Consider the following 16,743-nt stretch of genomic DNA (forward strand, 5'->3'; position numbering starts at 1 on the left):
ACAGGCTGGGAGCAATCTGCAATTTTTTTCTCTAATTGCGGCAAAAACACACGACCACATTCAAACAACCGTAAATCCTGCTGCTGACGGTTCCGGTTGTAAATCACTGCGCCAACTAACCCCGGCAGCAAGCTGAGCCGCATTTCTGCTAGATTTGCACTAATGGGATTTTGCAAGGTAATAGCAGGGCATTCTGGGAAAAACGCCTGATGACTGGCGTTATCAATAAAGCTATATGTAACCGCCTCTTGGAAACCTTGTGCCACCAGCAGGTCACTGTAATAACGCAAACTGCGACTTCCACCAGCGTCTTGTTGATACTGTACGACTGGCAAACGATCCGGAACATTCGCATAACCATCAATACGCGCGATTTCTTCGATCAGGTCTTCACCTATTGCCAAGTCAAAGCGCCAAGTTGGGGGCGTTACCTGCCATGCGTTTTCAGTACGTTGCACTTCACCACCAAGCCCCATCAAGATAGAGTTGATGGTGATATCGTCGTAACTATGACCAACACGCTGGGCGATAGCCTCTCGTGATACCGCTACCGGCAGACGTTGCGGTAGATTTTCTTCACTAACAGCGCTACTAAAATCTTCCGCTTCGCCACCACAGATATCTAAAATCAATTGAGTTGCGAAATTTAAAGCCGTCTCTTGCAACGTGTAGTCCACGCCACGCTCGAAACGTTGGGCACTATCACTCGCCACACCAAAGCGACGAGCCTTACCAGCAATGCGCGTTGGATTAAACCACGCCGCTTCCAAAATGATGTCTTGTGTTGATGCTGAGCAAGCGCTTTCTGCACCACCCATCACCCCTGCAATAGCTAGGGCTTTTTCTTTATCAGCGATAACCAATACGTCTTTATCCAAAACCGCTTCGCTATCGTTAAGCAAGCGCAGTTTCTCTCCCGCTTGTGCGTACCGCACGACGATACCACCGCTGATTTTGTCGGCATCAAAAGCGTGCAGCGGTGTTCCCAGCATCAACATGACGTAGTTGGTAACATCAACTACCGGGTCATGGGGACGAATACCTACACGGCGCAGTCGTTCAGCTATTTGTGGTGGCGTTGAGCGACTGACATCAATGCCTCGAATAATTCTGCCCAAATAACGCGGGCAATCTTGTGGTGTGCGGTTCTCAATTACCAATGAACACTTGCCACTAGTTGCGACTTCAGTCGCTGACAGGGGTGGCAGACTGAAATCTCCACCCAATTCTGCACGACAGAGCTGGACTATTTCCCGTGCCAAGCCCAGCATGGAAAAGCAGTCAGCGCGATTCGGCGTCAAGTCAATATCTATGATGCTGTCATTCAAATGCAAATAGTCACGAATATCTGCACCAATCGGCGCATCTTCTGGCAGGATCAGCAAGCCAGCATGCTCGTCACTTAATCCCAGTTCGCGCGCAGAACAAAGCATGCCGAATGACTCTATTCCGCGCAATTTTGATTTTTTGATGCGTACGTCACCAGGCAACACTGCGCCAATCGTTGCCAAGGGAACTCTGATACCAGCAGCTATATTGGGCGCACCACAAACAATTTGCAGCACCTCACTATTACCCGTATTCACGGTAGCCACCCGTAATTTGTCCGCATCGGGATGTGCATTCACTGTCAGAACTTGCGAGACAATCACACCGGAAAATGATGGCGCTGCGAGAGTAACATCATCCACTTCCAAGCCAGCCATAGTCAGGCGCTCGACAAGCAGTTCGGGCGGCAAGTCAATGCCGTAGTCTTCTTTCAGCCATTGTGTACTTAACAGCATGGTTTATCCTCAAAATTCATGACGGAACTGACGCAGGAAACGTACATCGTTCTCGAAAAACTGACGTAAGTCCTGTACGCCATAACGCAGCATCGCTAAGCGTTCAATGCCCATACCAAAGGCATAACCTTGGTAGATGTCGGGATCAACGCCCGAATTATGCAGCACTTGCGGATGCACCATGCCGCAACCCAAGACTTCCAGCCATTTCACATTGGCTCCGTCGCCTGCAGTAAAGAACGCAATATCAACTTCCGCTGATGGCTCGGTAAACGGGAAAAACGACGGACGGAAACGCACTTGCAAATCCTCGCGTGCAAAGAAATCGCGCAAAAAATGGATGATGATGCCTTTCAAATCAGCAAAGGTGCTGGATGTGTCCACGACCAACCCTTCTACCTGATGAAACATGGGAGTATGCGTTACATCCGAGTCGCTGCGATATACCCGCCCCGGTGCAATGATGCGCAGTGGTGCTCCTTCCTGCTCCATAGTGCGAATTTGTACACCAGACGTATGGGTGCGCAGCACGGTTTGCGGATCAAAATAGAAGGTATCCTGCATTGCCCGTGCCGGATGATGTTCAGGGATATTGAGTGCGGTGAAATTATGAAAATCGTCTTCGATTTCAGGACCATCTTTGACAACAAAGCCCAAGCGGACAAACCAGTCTTCAATACAGCGACGCGTCAGCGTGACAGGATGCAAGCCTCCTTTAAAATTCTGCCGTCCGGCGAGGGTAACATCAACCCGCTCAGATGTCAGTTTTCCCGCCATTTCTCGCTCTTTGAAAGCATCCATTTTTTCTTGCAAGGCTTGCTGAAAGCGTGTTTTGGCATCATTGATGATTTTCCCCAGCTGAGGGCGTTCTTCTGCACTCGCCTTGGCCAGTGCTTGCATATGCGCAGTAAAGATACCTTTCTTTGAGAGATAGGTATTGCGCAAGGCTTCCAGCGCAGGTAAATCTAGTGCTTCTTTCAGTGATTTAAGCCCATCCTGTAAGGCTTTTTCCAACGCTTCTTTGACAGACGATTGTTCGCTCACGTGATGTTCCCCGTGTATTTAGTTGCTACTGCCTGATAGTAGTAATGGCGGATAAAAAACGGCTGCCTGACGCAGCCGTTTTTTAACAGGACATAAAGTTTTATAAGGCCGCTTTCGCTTTTTCTGCCAAAACAGCAAAGACCTGTTTGTTATATACCGCCAGTTCAGCCAGTATCTTGCGGTCAATGCCAATTCCGGCTTTTTTCAGACCATTGATAAATCGGCTATAAGACAGTTCGTGTAAACGCGCAGCCGCATTGATACGGATAATCCACAGTTGACGGAATTGACGTTTTCTTGCCTTACGGTCACGATAGGCATACTGCCCTGCTTTGATGACCGCTTGCTTGGCCACACGAAAGACTTTGCGGCGGGCGTTGTAATAACCTTTGGCTGCTGCCAGTACTTTTTTATGACGGGCGCGTGCGGTAACGCCTCTTTTTACTCGTGCCATGTGCTACTCCTTAACCAATCATTTGCTTTATGGCTTTTACATCACTGTCATGCACCATCGTTGTGCCGCGCAGACCGCGTTTACGTTTGGTGGATTTTTTGGTCAGGATGTGACGCGCATGGGAGTGGGAACGTTTGTAGCCGTTCGCCGTTTTTTTGAAGCGCTTGGCTGCGCCTCGGTGGGTTTTTAATTTAGGCATTTTAAAACTCGCATTGTTTATTTTGGTTTCCGCAGCACTTTTGCACTGCGATACGGCTGACAGGTTATTTCTTCGGGGCGAAGACCATCACCATCTGGCGACCTTCCATCCCCGCCTTTTGCTCAACAATCCCGACTTCGGCCAAATCGGCTTCGATACGGGTAAGCAGTTCCTGCCCGAGACCCTGGTGTGCCATTTCGCGTCCACGAAAGCGAACGGTCACTTTGGCTTTGTCACCATCTGTAAGGAAACGATTCAGGTTGCGCAGTTTGACCTGGTAGTCTCCCTCGTCCGTCCCCGGACGAAATTTGATCTCTTTGACCTGGATGCGCTTCTGGTTTTTCCGCGCTTCCTGTTGCTTTTTCTGTTGCTCGAATCGGAATTTACCGTAATCCATGATTCGGCATACTGGTGGTTCGGCATTTGCCGCCACTTCTACCAAATCCAGATCTTGTTCGTATGCAGCATTCAAAGCGTCTTCGACAGATACGATGCCGAGCTGTTCGCCATCGGCACCAATCAGACGAATTTGTGCGTCCGTGATTTTTTCGTTGACGCGGGTTTCCGGTTGCTTGGCTATGCTAAATCTCCTGTGCTTTTGTGCTGCTTTGTTCTTGCATCAGGGCAATTAAATCGGTGACAGGCATCGCGCCTAGGTCTTTACCGTCGCGCTTGCGCACTGCCACCGTTGCCGATGATTTTTCCCGCTCACCCGTGACCAATAAATAGGGGACGCGTTGCAGGGTATGCTCGCGGATTTTATAGCTAATTTTTTCATTTCGCAAATCTTTTTCCGCACGCAGGCCTGCTGCGACAAGTTGTTCGGCGACTTCATTCGCGTAGCCCGCCTGGGCATCGGTAATCGGCATGATGACCGCCTGTACCGGCGACAGCCACAGCGGCATTTGCCCTGCATATTGTTCAATCAGGATACCGATGAAGCGCTCCAACGAGCCAAGGATGGCGCGGTGGATCATCACCGGCGTCTGCCGTTCGTCGTTTTCATCAATGTAGTGCGCGCCGAGGCGTTCCGGCATGGAGAAGTCAAGCTGGACGGTGCCGCACTGCCAACGGCGACCGAGGCTGTCTTTCAGGGTAAATTCGATTTTCGGACCGTAGAACGCGCCTTCTCCGGGTTGCAGGCGGAACGGTCTTTCCTGTGCTTCCAGCGCCGCTTGCAGATCGGCTTCGGCTTCATCCCAGATTTCATCGGATCCCACCCGTTTTTCCGGACGGGTGGACAGTGCGAGTTCAACTTCGTGGAAACCGAAGTCTTTGTACACTTCGTACACCATCTGGCAGCAACGCTCTATTTCTTCACGGATTTGTCCTCGCGTACAGAAGATATGACCATCGTCCTGCACAAAACGGCGCACCCGCATCAGACCGTGCAGCGTGCCAGACGGTTCGTTACGGTGGCAGATACCAAATTCGGCGTAGCGCACCGGTAGTTCGCGGTAGCTGCGCAGGCCCTGGTTAAAAATCTGGATGTGGCCTGGGCAGTTCATCGGCTTGACGGCGTAATCGTGCTCGTCAATGCAGCAGGTGAACATATTGCCGCCGAACTTGTCCCAGTGGCCGGATTTTTCCCACAGCGAGCGATCAAGGATTTGCGGCCCCTGCACCTCTTCGTAGCCGTATTTGCGCAGTTTTCCGCGCATATAGTTCTCGATTTCGCGGTAGATAACCCAGCCCTTGGCGTGCCAGAACACCATCCCCGGTGCTTCTTCCTGCAAGTGGAAGAAATCCAGCTGCTTGCCAATTTTGCGGTGATCGCGTTTTTCCGCTTCTTCCTGCTGTTGCAGATAGGCATCCAGTGTTTTCTGATCAGCGAAGGCGACACCGTAAATGCGTTGCAGCGGTTCGCCGCTGGCATCGCCACGCCAGTATGAGCCGGACAACTTCGTCAATTTAAACGCCTTGACATGCCCCATATGCGGCACATGCGGGCCGCGACACATATCCAGGTATTCCTGATGGTGATACAGGCCGACCTGCTTGACGCTGTCGTCGAAATCATCAATCAGGCGTACCTTGAAATCCTCGTGGCGGTCGGAGAATGCCTGACGCGCCTCGGCGACCGGCGTCCACACTTTCTCGACCGTATAACCCGTTGCGGCCAGCTCCTTCATCCGCTTTTCCAGCATTTCCAAATCTTCCGGGGTGAAGCGGTGGCTGCTGTCAATGTCGTAGTAGAAGCCGTTTTCAATCACCGGCCCGATGACCATCTTCGCTTCCGGCCACAGTTGCTTCAATGCGTGCCCAAGCAAGTGTGCGGTTGAGTGGCGGATGATGTGCACACCGGCTTCGTCCTTGCTGGTGATGATGGCGACATGCGCATCAGCGGTAATCGCATCGCTCAAATCGCGTTCCTCGCCATTTACCACTACGGCGATAGCGGCTTTGGCAAGACCACTGCCGATAGCAGCGGCAATCTGCGCGCCGTTGGCCGGATTCTCAAACTGACGGACTCTGCCGTCGGGCAACGTAATATTCAACATAAACATTCCTGACAAAAAAGCGGCGACTACCACACGCCGCCGGAAAAAAGAAGGCGGGCATTGTACGCCAACGCCCGCCAGCGGTCACACCGTCTGCGTCACCTTCTGCAAAAACGGCGGTTCATCCGGATTCAGGCCGCGCGCCTCGGCGAGATGGGCGGCAGTGACATACCACGACAAAATCCCGGTCAACCCGTGCAACGCCTCGTGCCCGGCATCCACCAGCGACAAATGCAGCGTATCCGGCACCCGCTTGTCACTCACCAGCAGCACGCGCGCGCCACGTTCGGCGAAGCGGGCGGCGAGTTGCAACGCATCCTCCTGATAACGGTCGGGCGGGGCGAAGAGCAGCACCGGAAAACCGTCATGCACAATCGCCATCGGCCCGTGCCGCACCTCAGCGGCGGAAAACGCCTCGCCCTGCAACTGACACGTTTCCTTGCACTTCAACGCCGCCTCCTGCGCCACCGGCAGCCCTGTGCCGCGCCCGACCACAAACAGCCGCTCCTGCGACCGCAGCACTTCAATCGCCGCTGCCCAATCCGCCTGCGCCGCCTGATGCAACCGTTCCGGTAACGCATCCAGCGCCTGCGACAACGCCGCATCGCCATGCCAATGCGCCAGCAAGTGCAGCGCCAGCGTGACCGTTGCGATAAAACTCTTTGTCGCAGCGACACTCTTTTCCTCGCCCGCCTGTACCGGCAGCACATGCTGACTGGCCTCCGCCAGCGGCGACGGCACCACATTCACCAGCGCCGCCGATTGCGCACCACCTGCCATCAGCGCCTGCAACATCGCAATCACATCCGGCGGACTGCCCGACTGCGACGCGGCGAGCACCAAATAGCCCTCCACCTGCCACGGCGTGGCCAGCACACTGCTAAGCGACGGCGGCAGTGACGCCACCGGCATCCCGCGCGAATGCATCAATACATACGCCCAATAACCCAGGGCATGATCGGACGTACCACGTCCGACCGTGACCACCCCGCGCGGCGGGCGGGCTTTCAGCGCTTCAGCAAGCGCCAGCGCGGACGAAAAATCCTGTGCGGCAACCCGTTCAGCGGATTCACGCGCTTCCTGCAACATAAAAGACATAAAAACACCTCACAAAAAAACAAGTACACGCACACCGCCAAGCGGCGTAAACACCGGATTCTCGCCAAGCAGAAAAACCCGCCCCGTCGCGTACCACAACAAAACACGCGGGACACGTTCAAATGCCCGCACCACTGTGCATCATAACGCAACCCCCGCCGCAGAGACTAACCGCGCCGCTGCCGTTCAACATCCCGGTAAAACCAAGAAATACAGAGACAAAACAAAAACAAATGAGGGAAAAACCGCTACCGCACCCCAATGCCAACCACAGAAAAATTCCACGTAACTCACAAATTTCCACAAAAATATTGACACCATAAACACTCAGTCATAACATCGAACTTCATCCCTTATTGCAAGGAGACGTCCCATGTCCTCATCTTCTTCCTCAATGAAATCCGACACCACCGTTGACCGCCGTGCACAAATACAAACTCTGCTCAACGAACAGGGTGTCGTCAATTCACAAGAACTCGCCGAGCGCTTCGAAGTCTCACTGATGACCATCTACCGCGACCTTGACTACCTGCAAGAACAGGGCGTCGCCAAGCGGCAGCACGGCGGCGCCGTTTCTGCCGACCGCTTCATCTCGCCGCTCAAGCGCAGCATGCGTGAATCGCAGAACGTCAACGCCAAACGCATCATCGGCCGCTGGGCGGCGGCGAACCTCATCAACACCATCGACGACTCCCTCGTCATCGACTCCGGCACCACCACCCTCGAATTCGTGCGTGCCCTGCCCGATGCCGCCATCAACGTCATGGTCAACAGCCTCGATGCCCTGTCCGTCCTCGCCGCGCACAAAAACACCAACGTGTACGCTCTCGGCGGCGAACTGCGCAAAGACGTCATGGCCTTTGAAGGGGCGATTACCACTGACAACCTGCGCCAGTGTCATTTCTCCAAAGCCTTCATCAGTGCCGACGGTATTGACATCGAAGCGGGGCTGACCACCACCAATGAGCAGCGCGCGCGCCTGACCCGCCTCATGGCCGAACACGCGCAGGAAGTGTATCTGCTCGCCGATTGCAGCAAATACGGCAAGCGCTCCTTCCGCACCTTCTTCCACTTTGACCGCATCACCGCCATCATCTCCGAAAGCGGCGTGCCCGAGCTCTACAAGCAACACTTCCGTCAACACGACATCCGTCTCATCGAAGTAAACGACAATGACCCAGACAAAAAATAACAAAACCGGCGAAATCGTCGCCGCTCACAAACACAGCGGCCACGGCGGTATCGTCTCCGTGTGCAGCGCGCACCCCGCTGTTGTCCGCGCCGCAGCCGAGCTCGCGCGCGAATACGGCGCGCCGCTCCTGCTCGAATCCACCTCCAACCAGGTGGACCAGTTCGGCGGCTACACCGGTCTCACCCCCGCCGAATACATCGAGCAAACCCGCGCCATGCTGCCTGCCGACTGCGACGTCACCTTCGGTGGCGACCACCTCGGCCCGAACCGCTGGCAACATCTGCCCGCTGCCGAGGCCATGGCGAACAGCGAAGAACTCATCCGCAGCTACGTCGCTGCCGGCTACGAAAAAATCCACCTCGATTGCAGCATGAGCTGCGCCGGCGATCCCGTGCCGCTACCGGACGCCACCGTCGCCGAACGCGCCGCCCGCCTCTGCCGCATCGCCGAAGACACCCGCGCCGCCATGCCGGATGCCGTACCGCTCGTGTACATCATCGGCACCGAAGTCCCCGTACCGGGCGGGGCGAAAGAAGCCCTTGATGGCGTCACCCCGACCACGCCGGACGCCGCCCGCACCACCTACCGCATCCACCGCGAAACCTTCGCCGCACACGGCTTGGGCGATGACGTCTGGGCGCGCGTCGTCGGCCTCGTCGTCCAGCCCGGCGTCGAATTCGACCACCACGGCGTCGAAGACTACCGTCCTGAACGCGCACAGGCGCTGTCCGACGTCGCTGACGAATTCCCGAACGCCATCTTTGAAGCACACTCAACCGACTACCAGACCCCGGAAGCCTTCAAAAACCTCGTACGCGACCACTTTGCCATCCTCAAAGTCGGCCCGGCGCTGACCTTTGCCTACCGCGAGGCCCTCTTCGGCCTGTGCCAGATTGCCATCGAACTCGGCCTGGAAACCGACACCGACCTGATTGGCGAAGCCGATGCCGTCATGCGCGAAGACCCTGTTGACTGGCAGAAGTATTACCACGGCGACCGCCGCGAACAGCGCCTGCTGCGGGCATACAGCCTGTCCGACCGCATCCGCTACTACTGGACCAAACCGCGCCTTGCCAAAGCCGTACAAGAACTGCTGGACGTCCTCGGCAGCCGGGAAATCCCGCTCGGCGTTGCGCACCAATACCTGCCGCTGGGGGCGGAAGCCTGCCGCGCACGTGGCGAAAAAATCACCGCCGACAGCCTGATCAACAACACCATCAAGGCGGCGCTCGCCCCCTACTACGCCGCTTGCGCCTGACATAAAAAGTCCTTCCTCCGCGCCTGCGGGGGAAGGTGGCCGAAAGGGGGAACCCCGCCAAGCGGGATAAAACCTGGGATTCCGGCAAATAAAGAGAAGACCTGTCCCGCCACACAAAAGCAAACCCGATGAAACCGCACCTCCTCGCCCTGAGCCTTGCCGTCCTTACCGCAGCGGCCATTGCTGAAGATCCAAGCGTGGCGAACAACATCGCACAACTCACCACACAAGCGGAAGCAGGCGATGCCGAGGCACAATACCGACTCGCCTGCCGCTACAGCAAAGGCGACGGCGTCACGCAGGACTACGGCAAAGCGATTGCGTGGCTGGAAAAAGCGGCGGCACAAAACTATCCCGATGCCGAGTACAACCTCGGCGCCCTCTACGGCGACGGCACCGTCGTGCCGAAAGACACCGCCAAGGCACGACAATGGCTAGAAAAAGCCGCCGCGCAAGGCCATGAAGCCGCCCCCATCGCCCTGCATATCCTTGACGAACAGAGCGCCCAAACCCCGCCAAGCGGCGTAAACACTGGCTTCCCAACGCACGGAACCACCGCACAAGAAGGCACACCATGAAAAAGACCCTGCTTGTCCTCACCCTGCTGCTCGTCGCCGCTGCTGCCGCCTTTCTGACCCTCGGCGGCGGAAACGATAGCGGCGGGCGCAACGGCGGCACAAACAGCAACTTTACCGTGTCAGACGAAGAGATCGAACAACTCACCAAAATCCCCAGCCTCACCCAAAGCTTCAGCAACGCCTCAGCCAACTACGATGCCAAAGCCGCCTATGCCAAAGGCGATTACGAAACCGCACACAAACTGTGGCTCACCCTGGCGGGCAGCGATGACGATGCGGCTTTCGCCCAATACAGCCTCGGCCTGCTCTACGCCAACGGTTACGGCGTGGCGCAAAGCGACAGTACCGCCCGCGACTGGTGGCAAAAAACCACAGGAGACAGCGAAGAAGCCCGCTTGCTACTCGACACCCTGCCGACCATCCCCGACCCGCAATACACCTACGCCACCTTCCACAAAAAATGGCAGCCTGCCGCCGCCGCAGGCGATGCCGATGCCCAATACAAACTCGCCGCCCTCTACCTTGCTGGCGTCGGCGTCCCGCGCGACAGGAACGAGGCGCTGAACTGGTTAGAAAAAGCCGCTGCGCAAAACCATGCCGCCGCCCAATACCAGCTCGGCAGACTTTACGACAGCCTCAACAGCAGCTTCCGCAATCCGGTCAAAGCGCATGAATGGTGGGAAAAAGCCTCTGCCCTGGGCAACGCCGACGCGCAAAACGCCCTCGCCCTGAAATACGCCATAGGCTACCTGATAGACGACTACTACCCACAAGACCCATGCCGCGCCATTGCCCTGCGCGAACAGGCTGCCGCACAAGGGCATCCCCAAGCACAAACCTCGCTTGCTGCCAACTACATAGATGGTGAATCAGCTTGCAACCTCGCGGCAGACAAAACCAAAGCCCGCACCCTACTTGAACAGGCTATCACCAACGGCAGCAAGCGTACGCGGGAACAGGCCAAACTTATCCTGTACGCACTGGAACGCGACACCCAGTAATCCCACTAACCCAACCAACCCAAGAAACCCCATGATCTTCGGACAAGACCCCAGCTACTTCGCCGCTCGCGGCGCCACTGCCACCGCCCGTGAAATCGCCCAGCAGGGCGACTGCTGGCGGCAAATCCCCGCCCTGCTCGCCGCTACTGACCCGGCGCTCAAGGCCAAACTGCGCGAAGCCCTGCATGACGCGACGGCGACCATTGCCTATAGCGGCGCTGGTACCTCCGCCTACGTCGGCGACATCCTCGCCGCCGCTATCCAGCGGATCAGCCGCGCGCACAACATCGCCACCGCCAGCACCGACCTCGTCGCCCAGCCGGCGGACAAAATCGCGCACAACGCGCACGGTTTCCTGTTCAGCTTCGCGCGCAGCGGCAACTCTCCGGAAAGCGTCGCCTCGCTGGAAAAAGCTGCCACTGTCGCCCCACGCCTCGCCCCCGTTGCCGTCGTCTGCAACGCACACAGCAGCCTCGCCGATTACAGCGGCAAACATGGTCACATTTGCCTGATGCCGCCGGAAACACACGACGAGAGCTTCGTCATGACATCAAGCTTCAGCACCATGACGCTCTACACCCTCGGCCTCTGTTACGAAGCGCTCAACCTGCCGCTGCCCGACTACGCCGCGCTTGCCGCCGCACAACAGCACACCAGCGACACCTACTACACCTCCCCCGCACTCGACACCCTCGCCGCCGCAAACCGCATCATCTACCTCGGCAGCGGCCCCCTCTACGGCGCCGCCCGCGAAAGCGCGCTGAAAATCCTTGAAATGACCGGCGGCAAAATCCCGACCATGAGCGAAACCTCGCTTGGCTTCCGCCACGGCCCCAAATCACTGATAGACGGCAGCACCGCTGTCTGCCTCTACGTCGCAAACGACCCCTACACCCAGCAATACGACCGCGACCTCGCCTGGGAACTGCTGGCCGACGGTCACGCAGCGAGCATCCACCTCTACGGCCCGGCGAACTATTTCCGGCGCTACCCGGAACTCGTGTCCAGCGGCGCGCACATCACTACCTTCGACGCTGCCCTGGACAACCAGCCCGATGCCGCCCTCGCCCCGCTCTACGTCCAGCACGCCCAACTCACCGGCCTGCGCTGCGCCCTGGATACGGGCGTCGCCCCGGACAACCCCAGCCCGGACGGCAGCGTCAACCGCGTGGTGCGCGGGGTCACGCTTTACCCGTATCCGTCATGACGCATCACGGCAAAAAGCGCAGGGTGGGCTTCAGCCCACCACACCAGCGGCGAAACAACTGCCAAGCGGGATGATTACGCAATTTTTGCCCCAAGCCCCGCGGTACCATAGTCCGCCACATTTGAAAGAGAACACATTGCCATGACTACTCCCGTTACCAACCATCTCGGTATGACCTTTGCCAATGAAGCCGAAAAACAAGCATGGGACGCCTATGTGCAGGCGCGGATTGATGCCGCCCTGCAAAGCCCGCTACTCAGCGAAGCAGAAAGCAAGGCACGACTGGACAACCTGCTTGCCCGCCTCGCGGAAAAGGTCAAAGAAGATGTACCGCATCCGCTGGCGTAATCTGGCGACAGCGGCGTTGGAAGACATTGCCGCCTACATCGCCGAAGACAATTACTATGCCGCCATGCGGATGGTGGGAAAAATCCGCTCGGCAACAGACAACATGATTGCCTTTATGCCGTGGATGTTTCCCGCAGACGACAACCGCCCTGACCTGCGCATATGCACACTGGCGCGGCCTTACCTCATTTACTACCGCATACTGGAAGACGAATACACCGTCGAAATCATCGACATCATCCATGCCGCACGGGGCAGCAAACGCTAACCCCACCCCCATCCCCCCAACATAAACATAAAGGAAAGACCTATGGCAGAACCCAACATCCTCCTCACCCGCATCGATAACCGCCTCATCCACGGCCAGGTCGGCATGACCTGGACCAACTGGCTCGGCGCCAACCTCGTCCTCGTCGCCGACGACGAAACCGCCGCCGATCCCGTGCAGCAGAACCTGATGGAAATGGCAATCGCCGGCAACGTCGGCGCCCGTTTCTTCACCCTGCAAAAAACCATTGACGTCATCCACAAAGCCGCATCGCACCAGAAAATCTTCCTCGTCGTGCGCACCCCGCAGAACGCGCTTGCCCTCGTCAAGGGCGGTGTGCCCATCAAAACCATCAACGTCGGCAACCTGCACTATGCCGAAGGGAAAAAACAAATCGCCAAAGTCATCAGCGTCACCGAAGACGACATCCAAACCTTCCGCGAACTTGAAGCGCTCGGCATCCCCTGCACTGCGCAAGGCACACCGGAAGACGCGAAAAAACCCATCCTCAGCCTCATTGACTAACAGGAAAACACCATGGAAACCCTAACCGACATCACCCTTATCCAGGCGCTCATGGTTGCCATCTTCGCGGGCATCGCGGGGATCGACCTCTTCAACGTCCTGACCCACATCCACCGCCCGATCATCGCCGGCCCCATCGTCGGCATCCTCATGGGCAACCCCGAAGCTGGCCTCGTCGCCGGCGCCTCCTTCGAACTCATGTGGATGGGCCTTGTACCGCTTGCCGGCGCCCAACCGCCGAACGTCGTCATGGGCGGCATCATCGGTACCGCCTTCGTCATCGCGACAGGAAAAACCGCGCAAGAAGCGATTGTGGTCGCCATCCCCTTCGCCCTTTTCGTGCAAGTCTGCATCACCTTCCTCTTCACCGCCTTCTCGCCGCTGATGAAAAAGGCTGATCACTACGCCGACACCCTCAACTACGGCGGCATCGCCAGGCTGAACTACCTCGGCATGACCATCCTCTTCCTCTTCTACTCCATCGTCACCTTCCTCGTTGTCTGGCTCGGCGCCGCCAAAGCCGCGCAATACGTGCAATTCGTGCCGAAATGGATCACCGAAGGCCTCGGCATGGCCGGCGGCCTGATGCCCGCCATCGGCTTCGGCATCCTGCTGAACATCATGCTGCGCAAAGAATACGTCGCCTACTACATCCTCGGCTTCATCCTCGCCGCCTACCTCGAACAGCCGCTGCTCGCCATCGCCCTCATCGGCGTCGTCTTCGCGCTCATCGAATACTTCCTGCGTGACAACATCGCGCAGCAACAACCCGCCCAAGCCCAAGAAGAAGAAGGAATCTAACCATGACTACCGAAACCCGCGACACCTACCAGGACCAAAACGCCAATAAAGTCATCACTGGCCGCGACCTCAGCATCATGGCGTGGCGCTCGCTCTTCCTGCAAGCCTCCTTCAACTACGAACGGATGCAGGCCAACGGCTGGCTCTACACCATCCTGCCCGCGCTGCGCAAAATCCACAAAAACCCGGACGACCTGCGCGCCTCCATGCGGATGCACCTCGAATTCTTCAACACCCACCCCTTCCTCGTGACCTTCATCTCCGGCCTCGTCGTCTCGATGGAAGAAGCGAAAGAAAACATCTCGACCATCCGCGCCATCAAAGTCTCGACGATGGGGCCGGGCGGCGGCATCGGTGACGCCGTCTTCTGGCTGACCCTGCTCTCCATCTGCGGCGGCGTCGGCGCTTCCTTCTCGCTCGGCGGCTCATGGCTGGGGCCGATCTTCTTCCTCGCCCTCTTCAACATCGTTCACTTCGCGCTGCGCTTCGGTCTGGCCAACTACGGCTACAAAATGGGCGTCTCGGCAATCGCCAACCTCAAAGAACAGACGCGCAAAATCAGCCACGCCGCCTCCATCGTCGGCCTGACCGTCATCGGCGCGATGACCGCAAGCTACGTCCGCCTCGAATCCGGCCTGCAACTTGTGCGCCACGTTGAAGGCGTGGAAAAACCCTTCGTGTACAGCCTGCAAAAAGACCTGATCGACCCGATCATGCCGAAACTGCTGCCGCTCTTGTGGACCATGTTCATCCTGTGGCGCATTAAAAAAGGCACCTCGACCCTGCGCCTCGTCCTCTGGACCATCGTCTTCGGCCTCGTCTGCGTCGGCCTGCCGGTGCTGGTCAAACAGCTCTTCGGCGTGGACATTATCGATGCGAACGTCCTTGCCGAACGCATGGGAATCGTCATAAAAGAAGCGACGGAAGCGGCTGCGACCGTGCAATAGCGGTCGGGCGGCAAAAAAAGCCCCACCCCATAAATGGGATGGGGCTTGCCAAAAGCCGCCAAGCGGGACAACCACGCGGCTTCCCGCTATGCACCCACTTAACCGATGCCCAGTTCACTATGGCTACCGAGACGCACCAGTTCGATAGCCTTTTCACCACGGCGATACAGCAACACTAAATCCGGTTTGACGTGACAATCCCGCAAGCCTTGCAAATCCCCGCTTAACGCGTAGTCGCGATACCGCTCCGGCAATGGCAGGCCTTGACACAACGTATGCAGTACCTCCGCCCATTCCGGCGTAATCAACTGCAAATAATGACTTCTAATATCGCGCTTGCACTGGTTTGAAACACTGATCTTTTTCATGAATGCCGGTCTTCATGCAAATCCCGCATCATCTCGGCAAAATTCTCATACGTCGTGACCCTGCCTGCCCGCACATCGGCCACTGCCTGCATCGTCACAGGGTTTTGCTCATAGGCGATAGCCTCCGGCATAAAATCGGCACCAAGCGGCACCTTGCGGGTCGCCGCCACCTGCCGCAAAAACAGGCCAATTGCCTCTGCCGAGGTTAGACCATAACCGGCGAACACCTGTGCTGCCTGATGGTGAATATTGTCATCTATCTGAATACTGATATGCGCCGTACTCATGGCATCTCCCTCCTGCTACTGCAATGACGCGTATTGTAAAATTGCCGCCAAGCGAGTCAACCACGCGGTTTCCCGCTTAACCCCCCTTCACACATCAAAAAAAGGACACCCCATGCCCCTCGCCATCATCATCACAGGACACGGTCACTTCGCCGACGGCATGAAAAGCGCGCTCGAACTCATCAGCGGACCGCAAAAAGACCTGCACGCCGTGAATTTTGCCGAGGGCGACACCCCTGAAGCCCTCAGTGAGAAACTGGCAAAAATAGTAAAACTATATGACAATAACGGCGTGGTAATCTTCAGCGACATCATAGGTGGCGCGCCCTTCCGGCAAGCCGTCTTGCTGACCCAAACCCGGGCCAACAGCGAAGTCGTTTACGGCACCACACTGCAAATGCTCATCGAAGCCGTCCTCGAAAGAGGCGACAGCGACGATGCACAACAACTGGTGGCACAACTGCTCCCCGCAGCACGCGAAGGCATCGGCCGCTTCGGCAGCCACAGCAGACGCCCCCCGCCACCCAACCCGACAGAAGAAGGACTGTAACCATGCAAGAAAAAACCCTGACCCTCAACAACCCCTCAGGCCTGCACGCCCGTCCCGCCAAAGACTTCGTCCAGCAAGCCAAAGGCTTCGAAGCCAACGTCACCATCATTAAAGACGGCAACGAATACAACGGCAAATCCCTGATGAAACTGCTGCAAGCCGGCCTCAGCAAAGGCGATCAGCTCACCCTGCGCACCGACGGTGCCGACGAAGCCGACGCCCTCGAAAAACTCGCCGACTACATCACCAACCTCGCCGAATAAACACCCCCTGATGCGCCGCAGCTCACCACTGCGGCGTATTGCCATTTTGCCCACCATAGAGGAGCCATCC

The 16,743-nt window shown here is 57.1% G+C and carries 21 protein-coding genes (1 of these 21 running past the window's edge); 12 read left to right on the plus strand and 9 right to left on the minus strand.

The window, feature by feature from the left end; genetic code table 11:
* The 7 genes from pheT to DY250_RS12120 form a co-directional block, all read right to left on the minus strand.
* Nucleotides 1–1,784, minus strand: partial view of a phenylalanine--tRNA ligase subunit beta gene (gene pheT, locus DY250_RS12090; RefSeq protein ID WP_115612499.1) — the 5' portion only. 616 nt of this gene lie to the left of the window's left edge; 1,784 of the gene's 2,400 nt are visible here — the first part of the coding sequence; it begins with the start codon at nt 1,782–1,784; its stop codon lies beyond the left edge, outside the window.
* A 9-nt stretch (nt 1,785–1,793) separates the two neighbouring features.
* A complete protein-coding gene (pheS, locus tag DY250_RS12095) occupies nt 1,794–2,828 on the minus strand; it encodes a phenylalanine--tRNA ligase subunit alpha (RefSeq protein WP_147293521.1) in 1,035 nt (344 codons plus the stop codon).
* 100 nt (nt 2,829–2,928) lie between these two features.
* Nucleotides 2,929–3,282 (minus strand): 50S ribosomal protein L20, encoded by a 354-nt coding sequence (gene rplT / locus DY250_RS12100; RefSeq protein WP_006984405.1) that lies wholly within the window; start codon nt 3,280–3,282, stop codon nt 2,929–2,931.
* Between the two features lie 10 nt (nt 3,283–3,292).
* Entirely contained in the window at nt 3,293–3,481 is a 189-nt protein-coding gene (gene rpmI / locus DY250_RS12105; RefSeq protein WP_006984406.1) for a 50S ribosomal protein L35, read from the minus strand.
* 64 nt (nt 3,482–3,545) lie between these two features.
* Nucleotides 3,546–4,061 (minus strand): translation initiation factor IF-3, encoded by a 516-nt coding sequence (infC, locus tag DY250_RS12110; RefSeq protein WP_115612500.1) that lies wholly within the window; start codon nt 4,059–4,061, stop codon nt 3,546–3,548.
* Nucleotide 4,062: 1 nt separating this feature from the next.
* Nucleotides 4,063–5,982: a threonine--tRNA ligase gene (thrS, locus tag DY250_RS12115; protein WP_115612501.1), complete on the minus strand. Its 1,920-nt coding sequence runs from the start codon at nt 5,980–5,982 to the stop codon at nt 4,063–4,065.
* An 84-nt stretch (nt 5,983–6,066) separates the two neighbouring features.
* Nucleotides 6,067–7,080: an SIS domain-containing protein gene (locus DY250_RS12120; protein WP_115612502.1), complete on the minus strand. Its 1,014-nt coding sequence runs from the start codon at nt 7,078–7,080 to the stop codon at nt 6,067–6,069.
* Between the two features lie 373 nt (nt 7,081–7,453).
* Here DY250_RS12120 and DY250_RS12125 point away from each other — a divergent pair, with 373 nt between their 5' ends.
* From DY250_RS12125 to DY250_RS12165, 10 genes are all read left to right on the plus strand, one after another.
* Nucleotides 7,454–8,272 (plus strand): DeoR/GlpR family DNA-binding transcription regulator, encoded by an 819-nt coding sequence (locus DY250_RS12125; RefSeq protein WP_115612503.1) that lies wholly within the window; start codon nt 7,454–7,456, stop codon nt 8,270–8,272.
* Entirely contained in the window at nt 8,253–9,530 is a 1,278-nt protein-coding gene (locus DY250_RS12130; RefSeq protein ID WP_115612504.1) for a class II D-tagatose-bisphosphate aldolase, non-catalytic subunit, read from the plus strand. Before DY250_RS12125 ends, DY250_RS12130 begins: the two co-directional genes overlap by 20 nt.
* Before the next feature lie 128 nt (nt 9,531–9,658).
* Nucleotides 9,659–10,108: a tetratricopeptide repeat protein gene (locus DY250_RS12135; protein WP_115612505.1), complete on the plus strand. Its 450-nt coding sequence runs from the start codon at nt 9,659–9,661 to the stop codon at nt 10,106–10,108.
* Nucleotides 10,105–11,109, plus strand: a complete 1,005-nt coding sequence (locus DY250_RS12140) for a tetratricopeptide repeat protein (protein WP_115612506.1) — start codon at nt 10,105–10,107, stop codon at nt 11,107–11,109. The genes DY250_RS12135 and DY250_RS12140 overlap by 4 nt, the downstream gene beginning before the upstream one ends.
* 31 nt (nt 11,110–11,140) lie before the next feature.
* Nucleotides 11,141–12,316 carry an SIS domain-containing protein gene (locus DY250_RS12145; RefSeq protein ID WP_115612507.1) on the plus strand — a complete coding sequence of 392 codons (1,176 nt, stop codon included), beginning with the start codon at nt 11,141–11,143 and terminating at the stop codon, nt 12,314–12,316.
* 141 nt (nt 12,317–12,457) lie between these two features.
* Nucleotides 12,458–12,664 (plus strand): hypothetical protein, encoded by a 207-nt coding sequence (locus DY250_RS14100; protein ID WP_006984415.1) that lies wholly within the window; start codon nt 12,458–12,460, stop codon nt 12,662–12,664.
* The gene (locus DY250_RS12150; protein ID WP_006984416.1) at nt 12,642–12,932 is read left to right on the plus strand and encodes a type II toxin-antitoxin system RelE/ParE family toxin; all 291 of its coding nucleotides are present in this window, start codon (nt 12,642–12,644) and stop codon (nt 12,930–12,932) included. Before DY250_RS14100 ends, DY250_RS12150 begins: the two co-directional genes overlap by 23 nt.
* 42 nt (nt 12,933–12,974) lie before the next feature.
* A complete protein-coding gene (gene agaV / locus DY250_RS12155) occupies nt 12,975–13,457 on the plus strand; it encodes a PTS N-acetylgalactosamine transporter subunit IIB (protein ID WP_115612509.1) in 483 nt (160 codons plus the stop codon).
* A 12-nt stretch (nt 13,458–13,469) separates the two neighbouring features.
* Nucleotides 13,470–14,258 (plus strand): PTS N-acetylgalactosamine transporter subunit IIC, encoded by a 789-nt coding sequence (agaW, locus tag DY250_RS12160; protein WP_115612510.1) that lies wholly within the window; start codon nt 13,470–13,472, stop codon nt 14,256–14,258.
* A 2-nt stretch (nt 14,259–14,260) separates the two neighbouring features.
* Nucleotides 14,261–15,205: a PTS system mannose/fructose/sorbose family transporter subunit IID gene (locus DY250_RS12165; RefSeq protein ID WP_006984419.1), complete on the plus strand. Its 945-nt coding sequence runs from the start codon at nt 14,261–14,263 to the stop codon at nt 15,203–15,205.
* A gap of 98 nt (nt 15,206–15,303) precedes the next feature.
* On the opposite strand, the gene DY250_RS12170 is transcribed toward DY250_RS12165, so the two are convergent.
* Nucleotides 15,304–15,573, minus strand: coding sequence for a type II toxin-antitoxin system RelE/ParE family toxin (locus DY250_RS12170; RefSeq protein WP_115612511.1), 270 nt, complete (start codon nt 15,571–15,573; stop codon nt 15,304–15,306).
* Nucleotides 15,570–15,860, minus strand: coding sequence for a type II toxin-antitoxin system RelB/DinJ family antitoxin (locus DY250_RS12175; RefSeq protein ID WP_115612512.1), 291 nt, complete (start codon nt 15,858–15,860; stop codon nt 15,570–15,572). The genes DY250_RS12170 and DY250_RS12175 overlap by 4 nt, the downstream gene beginning before the upstream one ends.
* A 112-nt stretch (nt 15,861–15,972) precedes the next feature.
* On the opposite strand from DY250_RS12175, the gene agaF reads away from it, so the two are divergent.
* Nucleotides 15,973–16,410, plus strand: a complete 438-nt coding sequence (gene agaF / locus DY250_RS12180) for a PTS galactosamine/N-acetylgalactosamine transporter subunit IIA (RefSeq protein ID WP_115612513.1) — start codon at nt 15,973–15,975, stop codon at nt 16,408–16,410.
* 2 nt (nt 16,411–16,412) lie between these two features.
* The gene (locus DY250_RS12185; RefSeq protein WP_006984423.1) at nt 16,413–16,673 is read left to right on the plus strand and encodes an HPr family phosphocarrier protein; all 261 of its coding nucleotides are present in this window, start codon (nt 16,413–16,415) and stop codon (nt 16,671–16,673) included.
* Nucleotides 16,674–16,743 lie beyond the last annotated feature (70 nt).

The sequence above is a fragment of the Cardiobacterium valvarum genome, from assembly GCF_900460955.1.
Classification (GTDB): Bacteria; Pseudomonadota; Gammaproteobacteria; order Cardiobacteriales; family Cardiobacteriaceae; genus Cardiobacterium; species Cardiobacterium valvarum.

Bases quoted from the DNA above. Each gene is read 5' to 3' on its own strand.
- rplT (WP_006984405.1), bottom strand. From the start codon at position 3,282: ATGGCACGAGTAAAAAGAGGCGTTACCGCACGCGCCCGTCATAAAAAA.
- rpmI (WP_006984406.1), bottom strand. From the start codon at position 3,481: ATGCCTAAATTAAAAACCCACCGAGGCGCAGCCAAGCGCTTCAAAAAA.
- thrS (WP_115612501.1), bottom strand. From the start codon at position 5,982: ATGTTGAATATTACGTTGCCCGACGGCAGAGTCCGTCAGTTTGAGAAT.
- DY250_RS12120 (WP_115612502.1), bottom strand. From the start codon at position 7,080: ATGTCTTTTATGTTGCAGGAAGCGCGTGAATCCGCTGAACGGGTTGCC.
- DY250_RS12125 (WP_115612503.1), top strand. From the start codon at position 7,454: ATGTCCTCATCTTCTTCCTCAATGAAATCCGACACCACCGTTGACCGC.
- DY250_RS12130 (WP_115612504.1), top strand. From the start codon at position 8,253: ATGACCCAGACAAAAAATAACAAAACCGGCGAAATCGTCGCCGCTCAC.
- DY250_RS12135 (WP_115612505.1), top strand. From the start codon at position 9,659: ATGAAACCGCACCTCCTCGCCCTGAGCCTTGCCGTCCTTACCGCAGCG.
- DY250_RS12140 (WP_115612506.1), top strand. From the start codon at position 10,105: ATGAAAAAGACCCTGCTTGTCCTCACCCTGCTGCTCGTCGCCGCTGCT.
- DY250_RS12145 (WP_115612507.1), top strand. From the start codon at position 11,141: ATGATCTTCGGACAAGACCCCAGCTACTTCGCCGCTCGCGGCGCCACT.
- DY250_RS14100 (WP_006984415.1), top strand. From the start codon at position 12,458: ATGACTACTCCCGTTACCAACCATCTCGGTATGACCTTTGCCAATGAA.
- DY250_RS12150 (WP_006984416.1), top strand. From the start codon at position 12,642: ATGTACCGCATCCGCTGGCGTAATCTGGCGACAGCGGCGTTGGAAGAC.
- agaV (WP_115612509.1), top strand. From the start codon at position 12,975: ATGGCAGAACCCAACATCCTCCTCACCCGCATCGATAACCGCCTCATC.
- agaW (WP_115612510.1), top strand. From the start codon at position 13,470: ATGGAAACCCTAACCGACATCACCCTTATCCAGGCGCTCATGGTTGCC.
- DY250_RS12165 (WP_006984419.1), top strand. From the start codon at position 14,261: ATGACTACCGAAACCCGCGACACCTACCAGGACCAAAACGCCAATAAA.
- DY250_RS12170 (WP_115612511.1), bottom strand. From the start codon at position 15,573: ATGAAAAAGATCAGTGTTTCAAACCAGTGCAAGCGCGATATTAGAAGT.
- DY250_RS12175 (WP_115612512.1), bottom strand. From the start codon at position 15,860: ATGAGTACGGCGCATATCAGTATTCAGATAGATGACAATATTCACCAT.
- agaF (WP_115612513.1), top strand. From the start codon at position 15,973: ATGCCCCTCGCCATCATCATCACAGGACACGGTCACTTCGCCGACGGC.
- DY250_RS12185 (WP_006984423.1), top strand. From the start codon at position 16,413: ATGCAAGAAAAAACCCTGACCCTCAACAACCCCTCAGGCCTGCACGCC.